The sequence below is a fragment of the Metallosphaera javensis (ex Hofmann et al. 2022) genome, from assembly GCF_022064045.1.
Lineage (GTDB): Archaea > Thermoproteota > Thermoprotei_A > Sulfolobales > Sulfolobaceae > Metallosphaera > Metallosphaera javensis.
The window spans coordinates 23,599-38,923 of sequence record NZ_JAKNCW010000019.1; the positions used below are offsets into that span (position 1 = coordinate 23,599).

The following is a 15,325-nucleotide window of genomic DNA, read 5'->3' on the forward strand; positions in this document are numbered from 1 at the left end:
GTGAGATATAAGATTATGGAAGTATTCGAGGGCTTCATGCTTGAACACGGAGGTGTTATCTGGTCAGTAAAGGGGTGTCACCATCCCGATGGTTACGCCGTGGCGACGCCCAGGTACTTCAAGGGAAGGAAGATAAAGACGCTGAGGGAGGGAATGGAGGTGGTGAGAGGGCATTTTCCCCATTACCTGAAGTACGTTGCCGAGATAGGATTCGAGGTTCCCCTGGTGCCCCTGAAGGATAGCCAGATTCTGAACCCTTTCACGAGGAAAGTGGCCGATCCGCATCTGCAGGAGTTCATGGATCACTTTCATGACGTTGGTATCACAGGCAGTTTCCTCTATCTTGGAAATGGAGGCGATTTAGACCTGTTGAGCACCAACCTGAGAAACTATGAGGTACTGGCTGAGTTAAGAAGGAGAGGAATAACTTCTCCTCTTAACGAGATTAACCCCGTGGAGGTTGAGGTCCTCGACTCTAGGGACTTCCTAGATCTGAAGTTACACAGAATTCTGGAGGGAAAATTCAGGGGTTATCCCTACACCTTCAAGATCGTTGAGTGTGAGGATTTTGGAGAAGTAAGATACTCGGAAAAATTCAACGGTACCGTTGTGGTGGAGAGGGCACTGAAGCCCTTCTCCCTGCCAGTGAAGTACCTGACTTCCGAGGGTATGGTCCTGACCAGCTTCAGAACGAGGTTCACAGAAATACCTGAGGGGTCCATCCTTAAGGTGAGGGGGCTCCTCCTCCATAGAAGGGACTTCCTGGATTTAGACCTTGATCTTGCGGAGGAGGTGAAAATACTAGGGCCTGGGAAAGGGAATTTAACCTGTTTACCATGAACCCAAAGGTAAAACCATTGGTTATTATGGTGAGTATCTCCATACCCACCTGATCCGGAACATATTTCCCACCCAATCCCAACTGGTTCTGAAGCAACATGAGGTTTCTTATCCTGTTGTACTCTCTTCCAATGTAGTAAGTAAGGGGTATCACGTTGAGGAAGGGTATTTGATTGATCACCGAGAATAGCAATAGAACCAAGAACATCTTCACCTGACTATCCTTGGGAGGAGTCAGAACTCTCAAGTTCTGATAGCCATACAGATAAACGGGAGAGTTCACGGGATGGGACTCCACATAGGACCTGAACTTCTCAAGTGTTGAGGAGTAAAGGGAACTTGCCTCACTCACAGTTACATACGTTTCATACACCATCGCTATTCCAGTTATGAAATATACTGCTAGGAAGAGACCCACAATTGATGAGACCTTACCGAGGGAAAGGCCACCCAGCACCGAGAACGGTATGCTCAGCAAGGCCAGTAGTCCTGACACTGAATGTGCAATCCCAAGCAATATCGTGGCTACCTTGTTCATAATCCTTTTATGGAGTTAATGGGTATTTAACTTGATTCCAATGACCCACGCTCATGAGAGCCATAGGGAGATGGCCCCCAAAAAACTCGGTTTTTACGTGATCACCGTGAGCACCTCGAGGTATCAGAAGATGTCCAGAAAGGAACCTGTTGTGGACGAGTCGGGCGACAGAATAAAGGAGCTCATCATTTCCCACGGACATGAACTGAAGGGTTACTCACTTGTCCCGGACGACAAGGTTAGGATCCTTAAGGCGGTCATAGATGCTGTTCTGACTGAGGGAGTTGATGTTATAGTTTCCACTGGAGGTACAGGATACACGCCTTCAGACGTTACAGTGGAAAGCGTCAGGGGGATCTTGGATAGGGAAGTTGAGGGCTTTGGAGATGTGTTTAGGACGCTGAGCCTTTCCGATCCCAAGGTTGGACCTGCATCTTACCTCACAAAGGCCAGTGCTGGAATCCTCAGGGGGAAAATAATATACATGCTCCCGGGATCGCCAGACGCGGTGAAACTGGGGATGGAGAAACTAATACTCCCCGAGGCCCCTCATCTAGCCTTCTTAGCTAGGTCAACCCAGTGAATCTGCACTTATAGCTTTCTTTATTTCTTCCACCAGGATTGACTTTATCTCGTTGTCTTCTAACGCGTTTTCCTGTAGTAACTTCACGTACATTTTTATGGTAGTTGCTGGATCCTTTCCAGATATGTAATTACGCAAAAGTCCTCTGATGAATTCTGCCCTTATACTATCGTCCAGGCCGTCATACCATGTCAAGTCCTCGAGGATTGCCTTATTCTTGGTGAGGAGGCCAGAAATCTCTTCAACCAGTTTGTCTGCATCCTCTACCTTTACCTCCTCTAGCTCATCTATGTAGCTCGGTATGCCAAGTTTCTTAGAGGCTAAGGGACATAGTGTAACTTGAGAGGATACCTCGGATCTGGTGGAAGGTTCTCCATTCAACATCTCAAGAAAGGCAAAGCTACATTTCTCGTCTCCGTTCATAGTTCCCTTATACATGCATGTTTTGTGAACCCTCTTACTTAGAATTTTGGACCTGACACCGCTGGGTAATACGTCGAAGAGAAAGTAGACGTCTGTTACAGTCTTGGGCTTAGATGAGAGTAAATAGAGTCGCTCCTCTGGGGTCAGCACGTAGAGTTCCTCTACTCCTTCAGGAACGTTGAGCTCGCTACCCCTAATTAGCTCGTCTAGAGATACATTTAGGGTAATTATGCCCAGCTTGATTCCCTGTCTATAGAAGAAACCAATTATTTTTATCGCGTTCTCCACTAGCTCCCTGGAAATGGGAGTTATTACGAGCGACTTCCTGCTTGGTAAGGAAAGGGAAATATCGAGTGAAATCTTTCTAAAGGTTGCCTTTTCTCTCAATTTTGATACAATATTTAGGGAAGCTGGACAGACCTCGTCGCACTTACCGCAAAGGTGACAGTTGGCGTACTCCTTTTGCATCCCAGAAACGAAGAAGCCCATGGGGGAGTAGTCCTTATCTCCCCTCTGGCTAGCATGTGGGCAAACGTTCACACATTTACCACATAGTATGCAACCGGAGAAAAGGTCCTGCGAGCTGGTGTCTGAGAAGGGATCAAGAGTCAGGGATAGGTTAAGCGGTTTATTGGAGAGGGCCACAAACTTGGTTATATCCTTCCTGACGAAGAGTATAAGCTCCTCCGCCTCGGAAAACATGGGGGAATCGAGATCCATGGTTTTCACGGATCCAAAGTACCTGAACCTGTAGTTGCCCATGGAGAAGGAGTAGGGCCTAGTGGGAGACATATCCTCCAGCTTGTCCTTCAAAAGCTCCTGCCTAGACAGAGGAAACGCTACTAGAAGGGAGGCCGAATTTCCCTTCTTCCAGATGGTGATATCTCGAAATGGAGGAATTCCAGTGCTAAACCAGTACTTTACCCTGTTAAGTACGAAATCAAAGCTCCTATCCAGCTTCATGTACGAAAGGGGTCTCTGGTCCTTTCTGATGATAACTGCCGATACGACCCCGCCCCTAAAGGGACCGCGATATTCTTGCCCATTGATTACTCCCTCCACCTCAACCCTTTTCCTTATGGGTCCGAACTCGTTGAAACCAAAGCCTCCGTCCTCAAAGTGCACCGATCCACCCACTGCAGTATCCTCCAGTCCGAAAACCTCGAGGTTGTACTTGAGGAGATCAGCCCAGGGAGTTCCAGGTAGGACCCTCATCCTGTCACCCAGGTCCTCAATTCCCCTCTGATCCGTGAGGTCAAGGATGGTGTCACCTTGCTCCCCTCTAAAGTACTCATATCTGGGCGTCCCACCCCTCATTAGATCCTGGATACCTGTAACCTTTATTACCTGCTTAGGTGGGTCAGTCCTCCTTGTCCTGGACACGGCAGAGAAGATAATGCCTGGCACAAGTCCAACTTATCACCTGAAAGTTAAATAACCTACCTAAAGAGAATTGAAATAATGTATAGGAAAAACCTAGCGTCCATTTCTAAATTCAAGGGTTAACTTAAAGAAGCCGTTAGGGAGGTCCTCTGCGTCGATTAAGGCGTAGCTATATTTCTTTATCACAGGAATGCATGTGGTGATGAGCGTCCTGTCGACCACGACGGTTATCCTTGGTTTTCCCTTTTCTCTCTCGAGTAGTGAGGACAGGTCCCTCTCATTGCTCACTATTTCTGACATGCTTTTAGCTGTGGGTATCAATTTATAAAGTGCATGGAAATTCTGGAGAAAGTTTCTGAGTCGCTAAAGCTCATGGGTGCAAGTGTAGCTCACGTTTACACCGAGACGGCCTTGGATCCAGAAATGGGGCCCCCAGTTACTGAGAGTTCGCTGGATCCCAGAATTGTGAGAAATTTGAGAGAAGCGGGGATAGAGAGATTTTACAGATATCAATGGGAGGCCATGGAGGCAATACTCAACCGTGAAAATCTTGCCATAATATCCGGCACGGGGACGGGTAAAACCGAGGCCTTCTTTATTCCCCTATTACAGCTGGCATTGAAGGGAGAAAGATCCGTCCTGATATACCCCACAAAGGCGCTTGCCAGGGATCAGCTGGTCAGAATGAAGTGGCTTACCAAGGACCTCTCTGAGGTGAGGATAGAGGTTCTGGATGGTGATACTCCCCAAAAGGTAAGGGAGGAGATTTACGAGAATCCGCCAGAGATCCTCATCACCAACCCAGACATGATCCACCTGGGACTTTCCCTTTCTCCACGATTCAGGTCCCTGATCAGGAGCGCAGATCATTACGTGGTGGATGAGATGCATGTTTATGACGGCGTCCTAGGATCTCACCTTCGACGAATCCTGGATAGGATCAGGGAGCTTAACGGGGAGATCCACGTGATTGGTGCAAGCGGAACTGTGGAGGCAACACCCCTACTCCTCAACGAGCTCTTTGGGGTTGAGGGAAAGGTGATCCGGGGAGTTCCAAGAAGACGTGGAATGGCCATTCACGCACTGGTTGCCTCAAATGGGATCAGCAGATGGACAATCTCGGCCTATCTGGCAGGTCTCATGGTGAAGGAAGGGTTAAGGATACTCGTGTTCGTGGACTCTCAGCAGATGGCCGAGAGGCTGGCCAAAATGGCCGAAAGATTTGGGGCAAACCTAGCAGTCCACAGGGCCGGCATTCTCGCGAGTGAAAGGGTTGAGGTGGAGGAGAAATTAAGGGAGGGAGATCTTCAGGGAGTGGTGGCTACCCCCACCCTGGAACTTGGAATTGATATTGGTAGCCTAGACGCGGTGATCATGAGTGAAAACCCGCCCAGTTACCCCAAGTATCTACAGAGAGCGGGAAGGGCGGGAAGAAGAAACAGGCTTGGCCTAGTCTTCACTATTATGGGGGATAACCCCATTGATTCCTATTTCCTCAGAAAACCTCACGAGTTCTTCAACAGGAAGCTCACTCCCATAACCTTTGATAATACCAACTTGGAGGTATTGAAGGTCCACGCTTCGGCCTATGTACTCGAGAAGTACGGGGTTAGGAGAAATGAGCTCCCATCCCTGTGGGTGAAGGCCCTTGACGAACTGGTGAAGGAGGGCATAATCACGGAGAGGGGAGGTACCTATTACTCTACCCCCAGAACTGCGAGCTTCGTCAGGTCAAGCTCCCTAAGAAGTGCAGGTCCCATCGTGGACGTAATTGAGCAGAAAAAGATTGGAGAGAGGGAGTTACCTGCAGCCCTCTTTGACCTATATCCGGGCGCCACCTACTTGGTCTCCAAGAGGAGCTATCGTGTGAAGAGTCTAGACTTGAAGAGTCTAGAGGCAAGGGTTGAAAAGATGACAGATGACCAGGACTATTACACTAAACCCCTTTACAAGGTTGATATGAAAGAGTTCAGGGAGGTAGAGAGCAAAAAGGTTCTTGGTCTTCCAGTGAAGTACGGCGAAATCAAGGTCACTGTCTCGGTAGTGGGTTACGTAGTGTATGACTACTACTCAAAAAGGGAGAAGCCCAGAGCCGAAGTGGAGTACGAGGAGCCCATAGAGTTCACCTATAACACCAAGGGTCTCATAATAAAGCACCCCATCCTGGAGGACTGGGATCTCCTTTCCTCAATGGAGGCCTATCACGCTACTGAACACGTTCTTATAGCAGCCGGGAGGGTGGTTGCGGGAGGTTCCATCACTGACCTGTCAGGAATAAGCTATCCCTCCGGACATGTGGTAATTTACGACTCGACAATAGGAGGTAACGGGGTGTCACGTCTTCTCTATCAGCGTCTGGAGTCGGCATACGACATTGCGCTGGACATAGTGAAGGGATGCGACTGCGAGGACGGGTGTCCCAAGTGCATCTTTGACCCATACTGCGGAAACAACAACAAGGTCCTCTCCAGAAAGAAGTCAATGAGACTGATCCAGACTGTGATGAACGGTGAGGGCACTGATTATAGCCCGCCCGACGGTGAAAGCGTGAGGTAAAAGGTATTAACGCGAGTTATGGAGAACCTAGAAAATTCCTGAGTTCCTCCAGTTAGCTTGAGTGTTCACGTTTAAGTTAAAGTTAAATGGTGAGGGTCCAACTCACATGAGATCAATAGTGTGCAGTGTAACAGGAGTTCTCTTGATGGATCCTAGCAAGTATGCGGAAGTGAATCAGAAGTTAAAGAACATCCTTATCAAGGCGGAGGACAGGGGAAGGGATAGCTTTGGGGTAATAACTATTGAAGCGGATGGAAGGATTAGATCAGTCAAGTCGCTGGGAAGCCCATCTAAACACCCTGAGAAACTGGACGGAATAATTACTGAGACGACAAGGGTGGTGGTGGCGAACAACAGGGCGGAGCCCACCACCGAGTTTGTGAGGTACAAGACGGAGAAGGACATTCAACCCTTTCTGGGGGAGAGATTCATAGTAACTCACAACGGGATAATTGCAAATGACAAGGAACTAGAGAAAAAGTACGAGATAAAGAGGCTTACCGCAATTGACAGTGCCGTCATTCCTCCTCTCCTCGATAGGGTATGGGATGGAAAACTGGAATCCCTCAAGGGAATACTGAAGGAATTGAGGGGGAGTTATGCCCTGGTGATTGCGGACAGGTACAGACCAGACAGAATATTCCTGGCACAGAACTTCAAGCCCTTATACATGGCCTACGACATCAAATTGAACGCTGTATTCTTCACCTCCCTCGACGATTACTTCGACGTAAAGCCCTTTGACGAGGTGAACGTTAGGAAACTTGAACCCTACTCTGTGGTTGAGGTTACCTCCAGCAAGGAATTCCGGGCACTCTCGCTTCACCCTCAGCCAAAGAAAAGGGCACTGGTCATAGCTAGCGGGGGTCTAGACTCCACTGTTGCCGCAACCAAGATGATCAGGGAAGGTTATCAGGTCACTCTTCTGCACTTCAACTACCATCATAAGGCTGAGGAAAGGGAGAGGGAGGCAGTCAGGAAGATAGCTTCCTACCTCAACGCTGATCTGATGGAGATAAACACCGACCTTTTCTCCTTGATTGGAAACGCAACTCTCCTCAAGGGTGGTGGGGAAATTGTTAAGGATAGGAAGGGAGAGGAGGGGGCGGAGTTCGCCCATGAGTGGGTCCCTGCCAGGAACGCCATTTTCTTCACTGTTGCCATGGCCATAGCTGAGGCGAAGGGTTATGACGCGATCGTGTCCGGAATAAACCTTGAGGAGGCAGGGGCCTACCCCGATAACGAAATGGAATTCGTGAGGATGTTCCAGAAACTTTCCCCCTACGCCGTGGGTCCAGAGAAGAGGGTTGACGTACTCATGCCTGTAGGAAACCTGGTGAAACATGAAATCGTGAAACTGGGACTGGAGATAGGTGCGCCGCTTCATCTGACCTGGAGCTGTTACGAGGGCGGAGAGAAGCATTGTGGAAAATGCGGTCCCTGTTACATGAGAAGAATGGCTTTCGAGATAAATGGGGTTAAAGACCCAGTGGAATACGAATCACTTGATGATCAGGGCAGGCACTAGGAATATCGCAATCATTATGTTGATTAGTACAACCAGAGACAGTATTGTGTACAGTATATCCTTGTTTTTAGCAAAGTCTCCTATCAGGAGGGCCACCCTAATGACCGGAGTAGCAATTAGAATTATCAGCCCCATGTAAATGAAGGAGAGACCGTCAAGCTTGGGGATTCCCTGTATCACCTTCTGTGGAGTTGTGGTAGAGGTATTGACCAAGGAATGAACGCTCCCTATCTGTTCCAGTGAAAGTCCCTGAGCACCTCCATGAATGAAAATCAGAGCTACCCCCGTAACCACAAACGCAATACTTATTACCACTCCTGCTATCAGCGCGTAACTTATAACATCCTCTATCTCCATTCAAAACACCCCCAGTCCCCTTAGGATCATTTGAATTCCTAGAAATGCCAGAATCACCAGGAATACCGCCCTGATCCTCTTGTTCTTTAGCCTCACTAGGACCCTTGTTCCTACCAGCGAACCTATGAGAACACCTATGGCTGTGGGGGCAGCGAGAAACGGTTGAATGTATCCCAAGGCCCAGTATATACCGCTACCTGTAGCGGCTGTAACTCCTATCATGAAGTTACTTGTCGTTGTCGTGACCTTCATGGGGAGGTTCATGGCGTAATCCATTCCTATCACCTTGAGTGCGCCAGAGCCGATTCCCAGCAAACCTGAGATGAAACCAGCGAAGAACATCACGATTAGACCCAACCACCACCTTACCCCCCAGTACTTCACGGTGGTGTTATTTGCAGGGTCAAAGTATTCCCCATACAGGTTGAGTAGCCTCGTGGTCCAATCTGGTGGTTTTGGCGTGGGGAACTCTCCCTTCATCTTCTTGAGTGTGGGATATATTGAGAAAAGGAGAACAATTCCAAATATTATATAAACTATGTATTGAAGATGAAGCGAATAAATGTAAGCCACCGTGAGGGAGCCCACGATTGACCCTGCGGTTGTGGCAATCTCCAGCGAGATTCCTATCCTGACGCTTGTAATCCTTTCCTTAACGTATGCGGACGCGGAACCGCTGGATGTTGCAATGGTGGAGATCAGACTGGAACCGGTTGCGTAAATGATAGGGATTCCCAAGTAAAGCGTCAGAATTGGCACCAGCACTGTCCCTCCTCCTAGACCTGTTAGTGAGCCGAGAAAACCCGCTAATATGCTGAAAATAAGAATTGATAAAAAAGTCAGTATGACACTCATAATAATCGGGATTCATCGCTATTCGTCATTTTTAAAACCAACCACCTATCCCTGCATTATGATTGGAATTTAAACCTTGAGAAGATGAACTAAAACCTTTCAACGAACATCTGATAGAGTTGCACACTCATGTGATCAGGTCTTCAAATTAAGTCGATTCTAAGATATGTTTAATACCTTTCTTTCGCAATTTTTAATATGGATGGAATAACTGCTGGATTCCTTAAGCTCAGGGAATTGGTAGGAGAGGCTAGAGCGTTCAGGCTTGAGGACCAGTATACACTGGTCGGGATAAGGGAGATGGGTTGCAAGGAAAAGTCCAAGATAGTTGACCTAGTACTGGATGAGGTTTACAAGTATGGGGATGAGTTTAACCTGACCATCCTTCTCTTGGGAAGTGAGGGCCTTGAAAGGTTAAAGCAGAGCCTTGGAGAAGACATAACTCAAGAGCTTGAGGAGAAACTGGAAAAGTCGTAAAGCCTTACGCTCTTGTTTACGGCGTTATCCATCATGGCTATACAGTAGGAGCCCATTCTGACCAGTTCCTTTCCTGCCTCATTCTTAGGGGCACTTTTCTCCAGGTTTCTGAAGCCCTCCCTAATCTTCCCCATGGGGGATAGGTCCTCCGTGAGGAACATGTTCACTGCCAGCATGAATATCTCCTTCAAAGTCTGAAAGTTGCCAATTATCTTTCCCAGCTCATCTCTCCTGATCTCCCTCAAGAAGAACATAAGATGCGTAATGAACCTTCCAAGATCTCTCATGGCTATGGCAAACAGTATTATGTCCTTTGGATACAGCTGGAAATTAATCTCATCATCCCTCTGAACTCCGACCGCAATCATCCTTATCAGCAGTCTGTAGTCCTTGTTCAGTATGGAGATCCTAGCCAGGAGATCCTCCCTCATCTCATCCGTGAAATTCCCCAAGAGAAGTTCCACGTCATCCAGGATATTCCCTATCTTGGTAATGAATTGTCTCATGGACTCTATCAGGTTACTGCTTAGGTTCACGTTCACCCTGAACGCTATGCTATCAAAGGACTCCGATTCGACCTCAAGCCCGTAACACTGCAACTGTAATTCCCTTAACTCCTTCTTCACCTCCAGGGGTATTACCGAGTTAGACTTCACCACTATCCTGTCAAGTCCCTGCATATAATAGGTCATGATGAGATACTTGGCTGTTTCAAGGTCTCCCAACTGAATTACCTTTTCAAGATTGGGCTTAACTGGAGGTCTTATCTTTAGACCATCGTACACCTCATAGACCTTTAGTCCGCTCTTGACATCAAGTTTCATTTTCCTTACCCAATCGCTGGGAAGTGATATGATGTAACTTCCTCCCTTGATTTTCTGTAATCTCCTTACATTCATCATTTATACACATGGATATTTGTATAAAAGATTATGCATTAAATGTAAAGAGTATATATGGTGTTAGATGTATATACAGTGGACCGGAAGAACGTTTCTCCTAAATAAAGACTCCCTGAGGGTCCAGAGCGGACTTCAGAACGAGAAATGATTGGGGAGGTTGAGGTAGGCACTCAGCCTGGCATCCCTTCTCTCCAATGATCTTGAGCCCAACTGCCCTTATTTTATCCACGTCCTCTGGGTTATAGAGTCTAGAGTATCCGGATCCGTAAAAGGAGATGACGCACTCTGCCCTTACATCACTAACGGATTCCCTTTCAAGCCCTCTCGTTGAGACCACGGAGTAGATCCTTTCCCCTGAACACTCTGGCACATCGGCGCTTCTATAATCCGAGGTGACCTTTCTCACGTAGCCCGAGTGTCCCATAAACCACGCTATCACCCTCTCGCTCTCACTCCTGTAGATGGTAACTCCAACGGCACCGCGCAGGATTGCGTCATTTATCTGAGCAAGTTTGATCTCAGCTGGAAATATTTCCTCAGGCAGAGGTATTGCCCTTATAATCACGTCCAGATATAGGCCAAGCCTTCCCAGTGCTCCACTCATGGCCTTCCACACCTTGTACCCGGAGGAGAACTTAGGGGTTCTGCTCCCGGTCCTGATTACCTCTCCCAAACCCGTCAAAACCTTGGCACCCAGAAGCCAATCCCTTGGATAGCCGTGAAATAAACTAAAGTGGAAGGGTATATTGAGAGAGGCGAAACCCCCAACACTTCCCTGATGGAAAAAGGGAATCCACAACCCTTCCCTCCTCAACACCTCCAACAGCTCACTGAAAGGAGTCCCAGACCTAACTGTAGCGTAAAGGTCCCCTATGGAGCTTTCCAGGACTCCAGTATATCTATGGGTGGAAATATACACGTCCGCGCTAACCCTCTCCCCTACGTGATTCCTCCCCGTTCCCATCACGTGGGCCTTCAGCCCCCTCTCCCTCACGAGGTTTACCACGTCTCTAAACTCCTCTTCTGTACCAGGTTCCACAATCACGACTCTAGAATCTTCCCCAATCCTCAAGGGAGCGATCTTTTCCAGATCGTCAACCCACATTACGGTTTATTAGGTATATGAGACTATTTAAGGTGATGAACATACACGATGAGCTGGCCTCCATCGTGGGAGAGAAATGGGTAATAACAGGAAAGGAGACGAGACTGTACTCCTATGACGGGTTCACCGCGGTGGAGGGAGATCCCTCCATGGTGGTATTGCCGGGAAATGAGGAGGAGGCAATAAGAGTAGTGAGGTTGCTTCTCGAGAGACAAGTGAAGTTTGTGATGAGGGGAACGGGTACGAGCCTGAGCGGAGCCACTGTACCCCTCGGTGGGGAAGTTGTGGTGGGAATGGCCAGACTGAACAGGGTATACTCACAGTCTGGGCTGGAAATTGAAGTGGGACCCGGGATAGCAAACGCTATGGTCACCAAAAATGCCCCTCCACACCTCTTTTACGCCCCCGATCCGTCCAGCTACATGGTTTCCTCCATAGGGGGAAACATATCTCATGACTCCGGAGGAGTTCACGTGGTGAAATACGGCCCCACTGTGAACAGCGTGGTGTCAGTGAGGGTAATCCTGGCGGGAGGACAGGTCGAGGACGTAGAATACGGTCCCTTCCTCTCTTCACTGCCCATATTTGTGGGCGCTGAGGGTACATTGGGAGGAATTTTGAGGGCAAGGCTCAGGCTATTTCCCAAGCCTGCTACTAGGAAGAGCATCTTCGCCACATTCGACAGCGTTAGGGACGCTGGAAGAGCAGTGGTGGACATATTTAGAACTGGGGTCATACCCTCAGCCCTAGAGATGATGGACAGGAACACAATAAGGGTCGTGGAAAGGAGCAGGTACAGAGCCAACGCTCCTGACGTTGAGGCCCTCCTTCTCATAGAACTTGATGGAAGCGAGGAGGCAGTAAGTGAGCAGGAGAACCTGGTTAGCCGAGTGATCAAGGAAGACAATGGAGAGAGGATATACCCGGACGACGGAGGAACTAAGCTATGGAATGCCAGAAAGGGAGCTTTCCCGGCCATGGGAGTGGTGGCCCCCGCATACCTTACCCTGGATTGTAACGTTCCCAGAGAGGCTTTACCAGATGTGCTGGCCGGGGTAGCAGAGATAGGAAGGAGAAAGGGTGTGCTCATAGCTAACGTATTTCATGCCGGTGATGGCAACCTTCATCCACTCATACCGTATTTCCCAGATAAGGCGGAGAGCTTGAAACTTGCGCTCGAAACCAGTGCTGAGATCATGAAATTTGCCCTAAGGATGGGTGGAGTGCCCTCTGGTGAACATGGTATAGGAATTGAGAAATTGAAGTACATGGACATGTACTACAACAAGGAGGAACTTCAGGTTCTGAGAAGGATAAAAAGCGTGTTTGACCCTGGTAATCTTCTAAATCCCTGCAAGCTCCTGGGAGGATGCAGGCCAAGGGATGAAGTTACGAGGTGGATGTGGGAATGGGATTAGAGGATGCATGTGTGCACTGCGGTTTCTGCCTAGAGGCCTGTCCCACCTACGTTGTGACAAGATCAGAGATCCACTCACCAAGGGGAAGGATAACCTCAGTGAGGCTGGGAATATCCAGTGAGGGGATAGAGACCTGCATGTTCTGCAGGAGATGTGAGCTTGCCTGTCCCAGCGGTGTGGAGTACGGCAAGCTGATACACAACGTAAGGGAGGAAAGTCCGGTGAAGAAGGCACTTAACGTGGTGATGGAGAGACCGCAACTCGCATACAGGTTCTTCAAGTCAAGCGAGGGATTGAACTCCCCAGTTGTGAGGAGAATACATGAGCTAATTCCCAGAATGGAGGCGCCTCTAGAGTATAGAGAGGAGAGCCCAGAGATAATTCTCTTCCCAGGATGTCTCATGTCAGTGGCGTTCAGGAGAACAGTGAACAATGCTCTTCTCTTCATAAAGTCCAGGGGATACAGGGTCGAGATTTTGAACGGCTGTTGCGGGTTATCCCACTACAGTGAGGGAGACAAGGTTAGGAGTAACGCTCTCATTCAACAGCTGAGAGAGAGATTCAAGGGGAGAAGGGTGGTCTCCCTGTCCTCCAACTGCAGTGCCCACATGAGGGAAATGGGATTGAATGTTGAAGACTTCTCCGAGTTTGCCCTTTCCGAACTTAGAGACGAGAAAAGGAAACTTACAATCACCATTCACGATCCTTGTCACGCCAACCTGATGGGGATAACCAAGAGTACAAGGAAGGTTGTGGAAAGGCTTGGAATAAACGTTGTGGAGATGGACGAACCTTCGTTTGAATGCGGAGCGGGAGGAGGATATTTCATTTACCATCCTGAAATTGCTGACAGGGTTATGGATGTAAAGGCCGAGAAGGTGAAGAGGTCTGGTCAAAAACTTGTACTCTCCACCAACCCCGCCTGCTCCCTTGCGCTCGCATTCAAGGGATTCAGGCCCCTACACCTGGCCGACATACTGGAGGGAATTGAGGACCTCAACCCTAGCTAGGTTACTCTCCTCCTTCAGGTTAAATCCATTCTCCTCTATCACCTGAATTAACTCATCCGTCAGGTCTGGTTTAACATATACTCTGGGACAATCCCTGACCTCAGCAATGTCCTGCAGATCCTTTCCGTTCTCCGAAACTCTCACGGAGATGCCCCAGTCACAATCAACGCATATCTGTCTTTTACCCGGTCTAGGTATAACGTAAAGCTTGGCCTCAGGTCTGGAAATTGAACCTGAGGGATGGAACCATTTCACGGCCTCAAGTCCCAGCCTAAGGAAGCCTGCCCCCAAGTTCTTCCCGGCCACGGGATAGGGAAACCTCTCCGCCAGATACATTCCAGCTATCTCGTCGGCCTCCAGATCCCTGCCCATTACAAACCTGGAGAACCACTGGGCCTCAAGGTAGGCCCTTACAAAATCCCTGTCCAGTTGGATCATGTTTATACACTTTAAACATCTAATATATATACATTACGATAGTTTAAGTTATTTTAATTATTTTAACTAATTAAATCCAGGTCGTATTACTGCCCTGGGTCCCTTATATAGAGTATTCAGGGAATAGTCTAGACATGATTGTGACAGTTATCAATCAAAAGGGAGGAGTAGGAAAAACAACCACTGCCGTGAACCTGGCATACACACTGTCCAAGAGCAGAAACGTGGGCCTTCTGGATATGGACCCTGAGGGAGGCACCTCTTTCTCCTTTGGCATAAGGAGGGACAAGAAGGAGTTTCCCCTGGGCGGAAAGAGCGTCAATATATTTAACATCGAGGTTTTTCCAGCGCATCTTGGTCTCCTGAAGCTGGAGCTTGGAGGAGAGGTTGAGGAAGTGGTTAAGTCTATCAAGTCCATTGCTGAAGGTTTTGATATTCTTGTAATAGATACGCCGCCCAACCTGGGAACCCTGGCCGTGGCATCCATGATAGCTGCGGACAGAGTTATATCCCCGGTTACGCCCCAACCCCTGGCCATAGAGGCGGTTAGAAATCTGGACTCTAGACTACAGAGTCTGGAGAAGAGCGCAATAGCCTTTGCCAGCATGTCCAAGAAACCTTTGGACGTAGAACTCAAGGCGGTGAAATTTGTGCAGGTGTACATACCTCCCTCGAAACTCTTCTCTGAATCCTCTAGACTCGGCGTTCCAGCATCCAGATATGAGGAGGTGAAGTTGAAGAGACCCAAGATAGCGAAGTTATACGAGGAGCTAGGAAAGGTGGCCTTGAGTGAGTGAGTTAGACTTTTTACTGAAGAGAAAGAAAAAGACTGAAGGAGTTCAGGGAGGAGAGAGTGGAGGACAGAGGGTAGAGAGTAGAGTTCAGGGAGGAGAGAGTGGAGGACAGAGGGTA

At 48.5% G+C, this 15,325-nt stretch carries 16 protein-coding genes; 8 read left to right on the forward strand and 8 right to left on the reverse strand.

Annotation, left to right across the window (positions count from 1 at the left end):
* The first annotated feature begins 15 nt into the window (after nt 1-15).
* Nucleotides 16-840, forward strand: coding sequence for a hypothetical protein (locus L3N51_RS10430; protein ID WP_255776285.1), 825 nt, complete (start codon nt 16-18; stop codon nt 838-840).
* Here the strand turns inward: L3N51_RS10430 and L3N51_RS10435 are convergent.
* Nucleotides 725-1,378, reverse strand: coding sequence for a hypothetical protein (locus L3N51_RS10435; protein WP_238027157.1), 654 nt, complete (start codon nt 1,376-1,378; stop codon nt 725-727). The genes L3N51_RS10430 and L3N51_RS10435 overlap by 116 nt on opposite strands.
* 40 nt (nt 1,379-1,418) lie before the next feature.
* On the opposite strand from L3N51_RS10435, the gene L3N51_RS10440 reads away from it, so the two are divergent.
* Nucleotides 1,419-1,961, forward strand: coding sequence for a MogA/MoaB family molybdenum cofactor biosynthesis protein (locus L3N51_RS10440; RefSeq protein WP_238027158.1), 543 nt, complete (start codon nt 1,419-1,421; stop codon nt 1,959-1,961).
* On the opposite strand, the gene L3N51_RS10445 is transcribed toward L3N51_RS10440, so the two are convergent.
* Together L3N51_RS10445 and L3N51_RS10450 are read right to left on the reverse strand one after the other, a co-directional pair.
* The gene (locus L3N51_RS10445; protein WP_238027159.1) at nt 1,950-3,791 is read right to left on the reverse strand and encodes a 4Fe-4S dicluster domain-containing protein; all 1,842 of its coding nucleotides are present in this window, start codon (nt 3,789-3,791) and stop codon (nt 1,950-1,952) included. The two genes, L3N51_RS10440 and L3N51_RS10445, sit on opposite strands and share 12 nt — an antisense overlap.
* A 69-nt stretch (nt 3,792-3,860) precedes the next feature.
* On the reverse strand, nt 3,861-4,067 hold the full coding sequence (locus L3N51_RS10450) for a hypothetical protein (protein WP_238027160.1): 207 nt from the start codon (nt 4,065-4,067) through the stop codon (nt 3,861-3,863).
* Nucleotides 4,068-4,100: 33 nt separating this feature from the next.
* On the opposite strand from L3N51_RS10450, the gene L3N51_RS10455 reads away from it, so the two are divergent.
* Nucleotides 4,101-6,323 carry a DEAD/DEAH box helicase gene (locus L3N51_RS10455; RefSeq protein WP_238027161.1) on the forward strand — a complete coding sequence of 741 codons (2,223 nt, stop codon included), beginning with the start codon at nt 4,101-4,103 and terminating at the stop codon, nt 6,321-6,323.
* A 118-nt stretch (nt 6,324-6,441) separates the two neighbouring features.
* On the forward strand, nt 6,442-7,851 hold the full coding sequence (gene queC / locus L3N51_RS10460; RefSeq protein ID WP_238027171.1) for a 7-cyano-7-deazaguanine synthase QueC: 1,410 nt from the start codon (nt 6,442-6,444) through the stop codon (nt 7,849-7,851).
* Here queC and L3N51_RS10465 read toward each other — a convergent pair.
* Together L3N51_RS10465 and L3N51_RS10470 are read right to left on the reverse strand one after the other, a co-directional pair.
* Nucleotides 7,825-8,208 carry a DUF1634 domain-containing protein gene (locus L3N51_RS10465; RefSeq protein ID WP_238027162.1) on the reverse strand — a complete coding sequence of 128 codons (384 nt, stop codon included), beginning with the start codon at nt 8,206-8,208 and terminating at the stop codon, nt 7,825-7,827. The genes queC and L3N51_RS10465 overlap by 27 nt on opposite strands.
* Nucleotides 8,209-9,063: a sulfite exporter TauE/SafE family protein gene (locus tag L3N51_RS10470; RefSeq protein WP_255776287.1), complete on the reverse strand. Its 855-nt coding sequence runs from the start codon at nt 9,061-9,063 to the stop codon at nt 8,209-8,211.
* 198 nt (nt 9,064-9,261) lie between these two features.
* Here L3N51_RS10470 and L3N51_RS10475 point away from each other — a divergent pair, with 198 nt between their 5' ends.
* On the forward strand, nt 9,262-9,540 hold the full coding sequence (locus tag L3N51_RS10475) for a hypothetical protein (protein WP_238027163.1): 279 nt from the start codon (nt 9,262-9,264) through the stop codon (nt 9,538-9,540).
* Here the strand turns inward: L3N51_RS10475 and L3N51_RS10480 are convergent.
* Both L3N51_RS10480 and L3N51_RS10485 read right to left on the reverse strand, forming a co-directional pair.
* Complete coding sequence (locus L3N51_RS10480; protein WP_238027164.1) at nt 9,507-10,439, reverse strand: AbrB/MazE/SpoVT family DNA-binding domain-containing protein; 933 nt, start codon at nt 10,437-10,439, stop codon at nt 9,507-9,509. The genes L3N51_RS10475 and L3N51_RS10480 overlap by 34 nt on opposite strands.
* Before the next feature lie 100 nt (nt 10,440-10,539).
* On the reverse strand, nt 10,540-11,547 hold the full coding sequence (locus tag L3N51_RS10485) for an FAD-binding oxidoreductase (RefSeq protein ID WP_238027165.1): 1,008 nt from the start codon (nt 11,545-11,547) through the stop codon (nt 10,540-10,542).
* Nucleotides 11,548-11,582: 35 nt separating this feature from the next.
* Here L3N51_RS10485 and L3N51_RS10490 point away from each other — a divergent pair, with 35 nt between their 5' ends.
* Nucleotides 11,583-12,965: an FAD-binding oxidoreductase gene (locus tag L3N51_RS10490; RefSeq protein ID WP_238027166.1), complete on the forward strand. Its 1,383-nt coding sequence runs from the start codon at nt 11,583-11,585 to the stop codon at nt 12,963-12,965.
* Nucleotides 12,956-13,975, forward strand: coding sequence for a (Fe-S)-binding protein (locus L3N51_RS10495; protein WP_238027167.1), 1,020 nt, complete (start codon nt 12,956-12,958; stop codon nt 13,973-13,975). Before L3N51_RS10490 ends, L3N51_RS10495 begins: the two co-directional genes overlap by 10 nt.
* Here L3N51_RS10495 and L3N51_RS10500 read toward each other — a convergent pair.
* The gene (locus tag L3N51_RS10500; protein ID WP_238027168.1) at nt 13,925-14,413 is read right to left on the reverse strand and encodes a hypothetical protein; all 489 of its coding nucleotides are present in this window, start codon (nt 14,411-14,413) and stop codon (nt 13,925-13,927) included. The genes L3N51_RS10495 and L3N51_RS10500 overlap by 51 nt on opposite strands.
* Before the next feature lie 134 nt (nt 14,414-14,547).
* Here L3N51_RS10500 and L3N51_RS10505 point away from each other — a divergent pair, with 134 nt between their 5' ends.
* The gene (locus L3N51_RS10505; RefSeq protein ID WP_238027169.1) at nt 14,548-15,210 is read left to right on the forward strand and encodes a ParA family protein; all 663 of its coding nucleotides are present in this window, start codon (nt 14,548-14,550) and stop codon (nt 15,208-15,210) included.
* Nucleotides 15,211-15,325: the final 115 nt, after the last annotated feature.

Coding starts and splice junctions, on each gene's coding strand:
- L3N51_RS10430 (WP_255776285.1), top strand. CDS start 16: ATGGAAGTATTCGAGGGCTTCATGCTTGAACACGGAGGTGTTATCTGG.
- L3N51_RS10435 (WP_238027157.1), bottom strand. CDS start 1,378: ATGAACAAGGTAGCCACGATATTGCTTGGGATTGCACATTCAGTGTCA.
- L3N51_RS10440 (WP_238027158.1), top strand. CDS start 1,419: ATGACCCACGCTCATGAGAGCCATAGGGAGATGGCCCCCAAAAAACTC.
- L3N51_RS10450 (WP_238027160.1), bottom strand. CDS start 4,067: ATGTCAGAAATAGTGAGCAATGAGAGGGACCTGTCCTCACTACTCGAG.
- L3N51_RS10455 (WP_238027161.1), top strand. CDS start 4,101: ATGGAAATTCTGGAGAAAGTTTCTGAGTCGCTAAAGCTCATGGGTGCA.
- L3N51_RS10465 (WP_238027162.1), bottom strand. CDS start 8,208: ATGGAGATAGAGGATGTTATAAGTTACGCGCTGATAGCAGGAGTGGTA.
- L3N51_RS10470 (WP_255776287.1), bottom strand. CDS start 9,063: ATGAGTGTCATACTGACTTTTTTATCAATTCTTATTTTCAGCATATTA.
- L3N51_RS10475 (WP_238027163.1), top strand. CDS start 9,262: ATGGATGGAATAACTGCTGGATTCCTTAAGCTCAGGGAATTGGTAGGA.
- L3N51_RS10480 (WP_238027164.1), bottom strand. CDS start 10,439: ATGAATGTAAGGAGATTACAGAAAATCAAGGGAGGAAGTTACATCATA.
- L3N51_RS10485 (WP_238027165.1), bottom strand. CDS start 11,547: ATGTGGGTTGACGATCTGGAAAAGATCGCTCCCTTGAGGATTGGGGAA.
- L3N51_RS10490 (WP_238027166.1), top strand. CDS start 11,583: ATGAACATACACGATGAGCTGGCCTCCATCGTGGGAGAGAAATGGGTA.
- L3N51_RS10495 (WP_238027167.1), top strand. CDS start 12,956: ATGGGATTAGAGGATGCATGTGTGCACTGCGGTTTCTGCCTAGAGGCC.
- L3N51_RS10500 (WP_238027168.1), bottom strand. CDS start 14,413: ATGATCCAACTGGACAGGGATTTTGTAAGGGCCTACCTTGAGGCCCAG.
- L3N51_RS10505 (WP_238027169.1), top strand. CDS start 14,548: ATGATTGTGACAGTTATCAATCAAAAGGGAGGAGTAGGAAAAACAACC.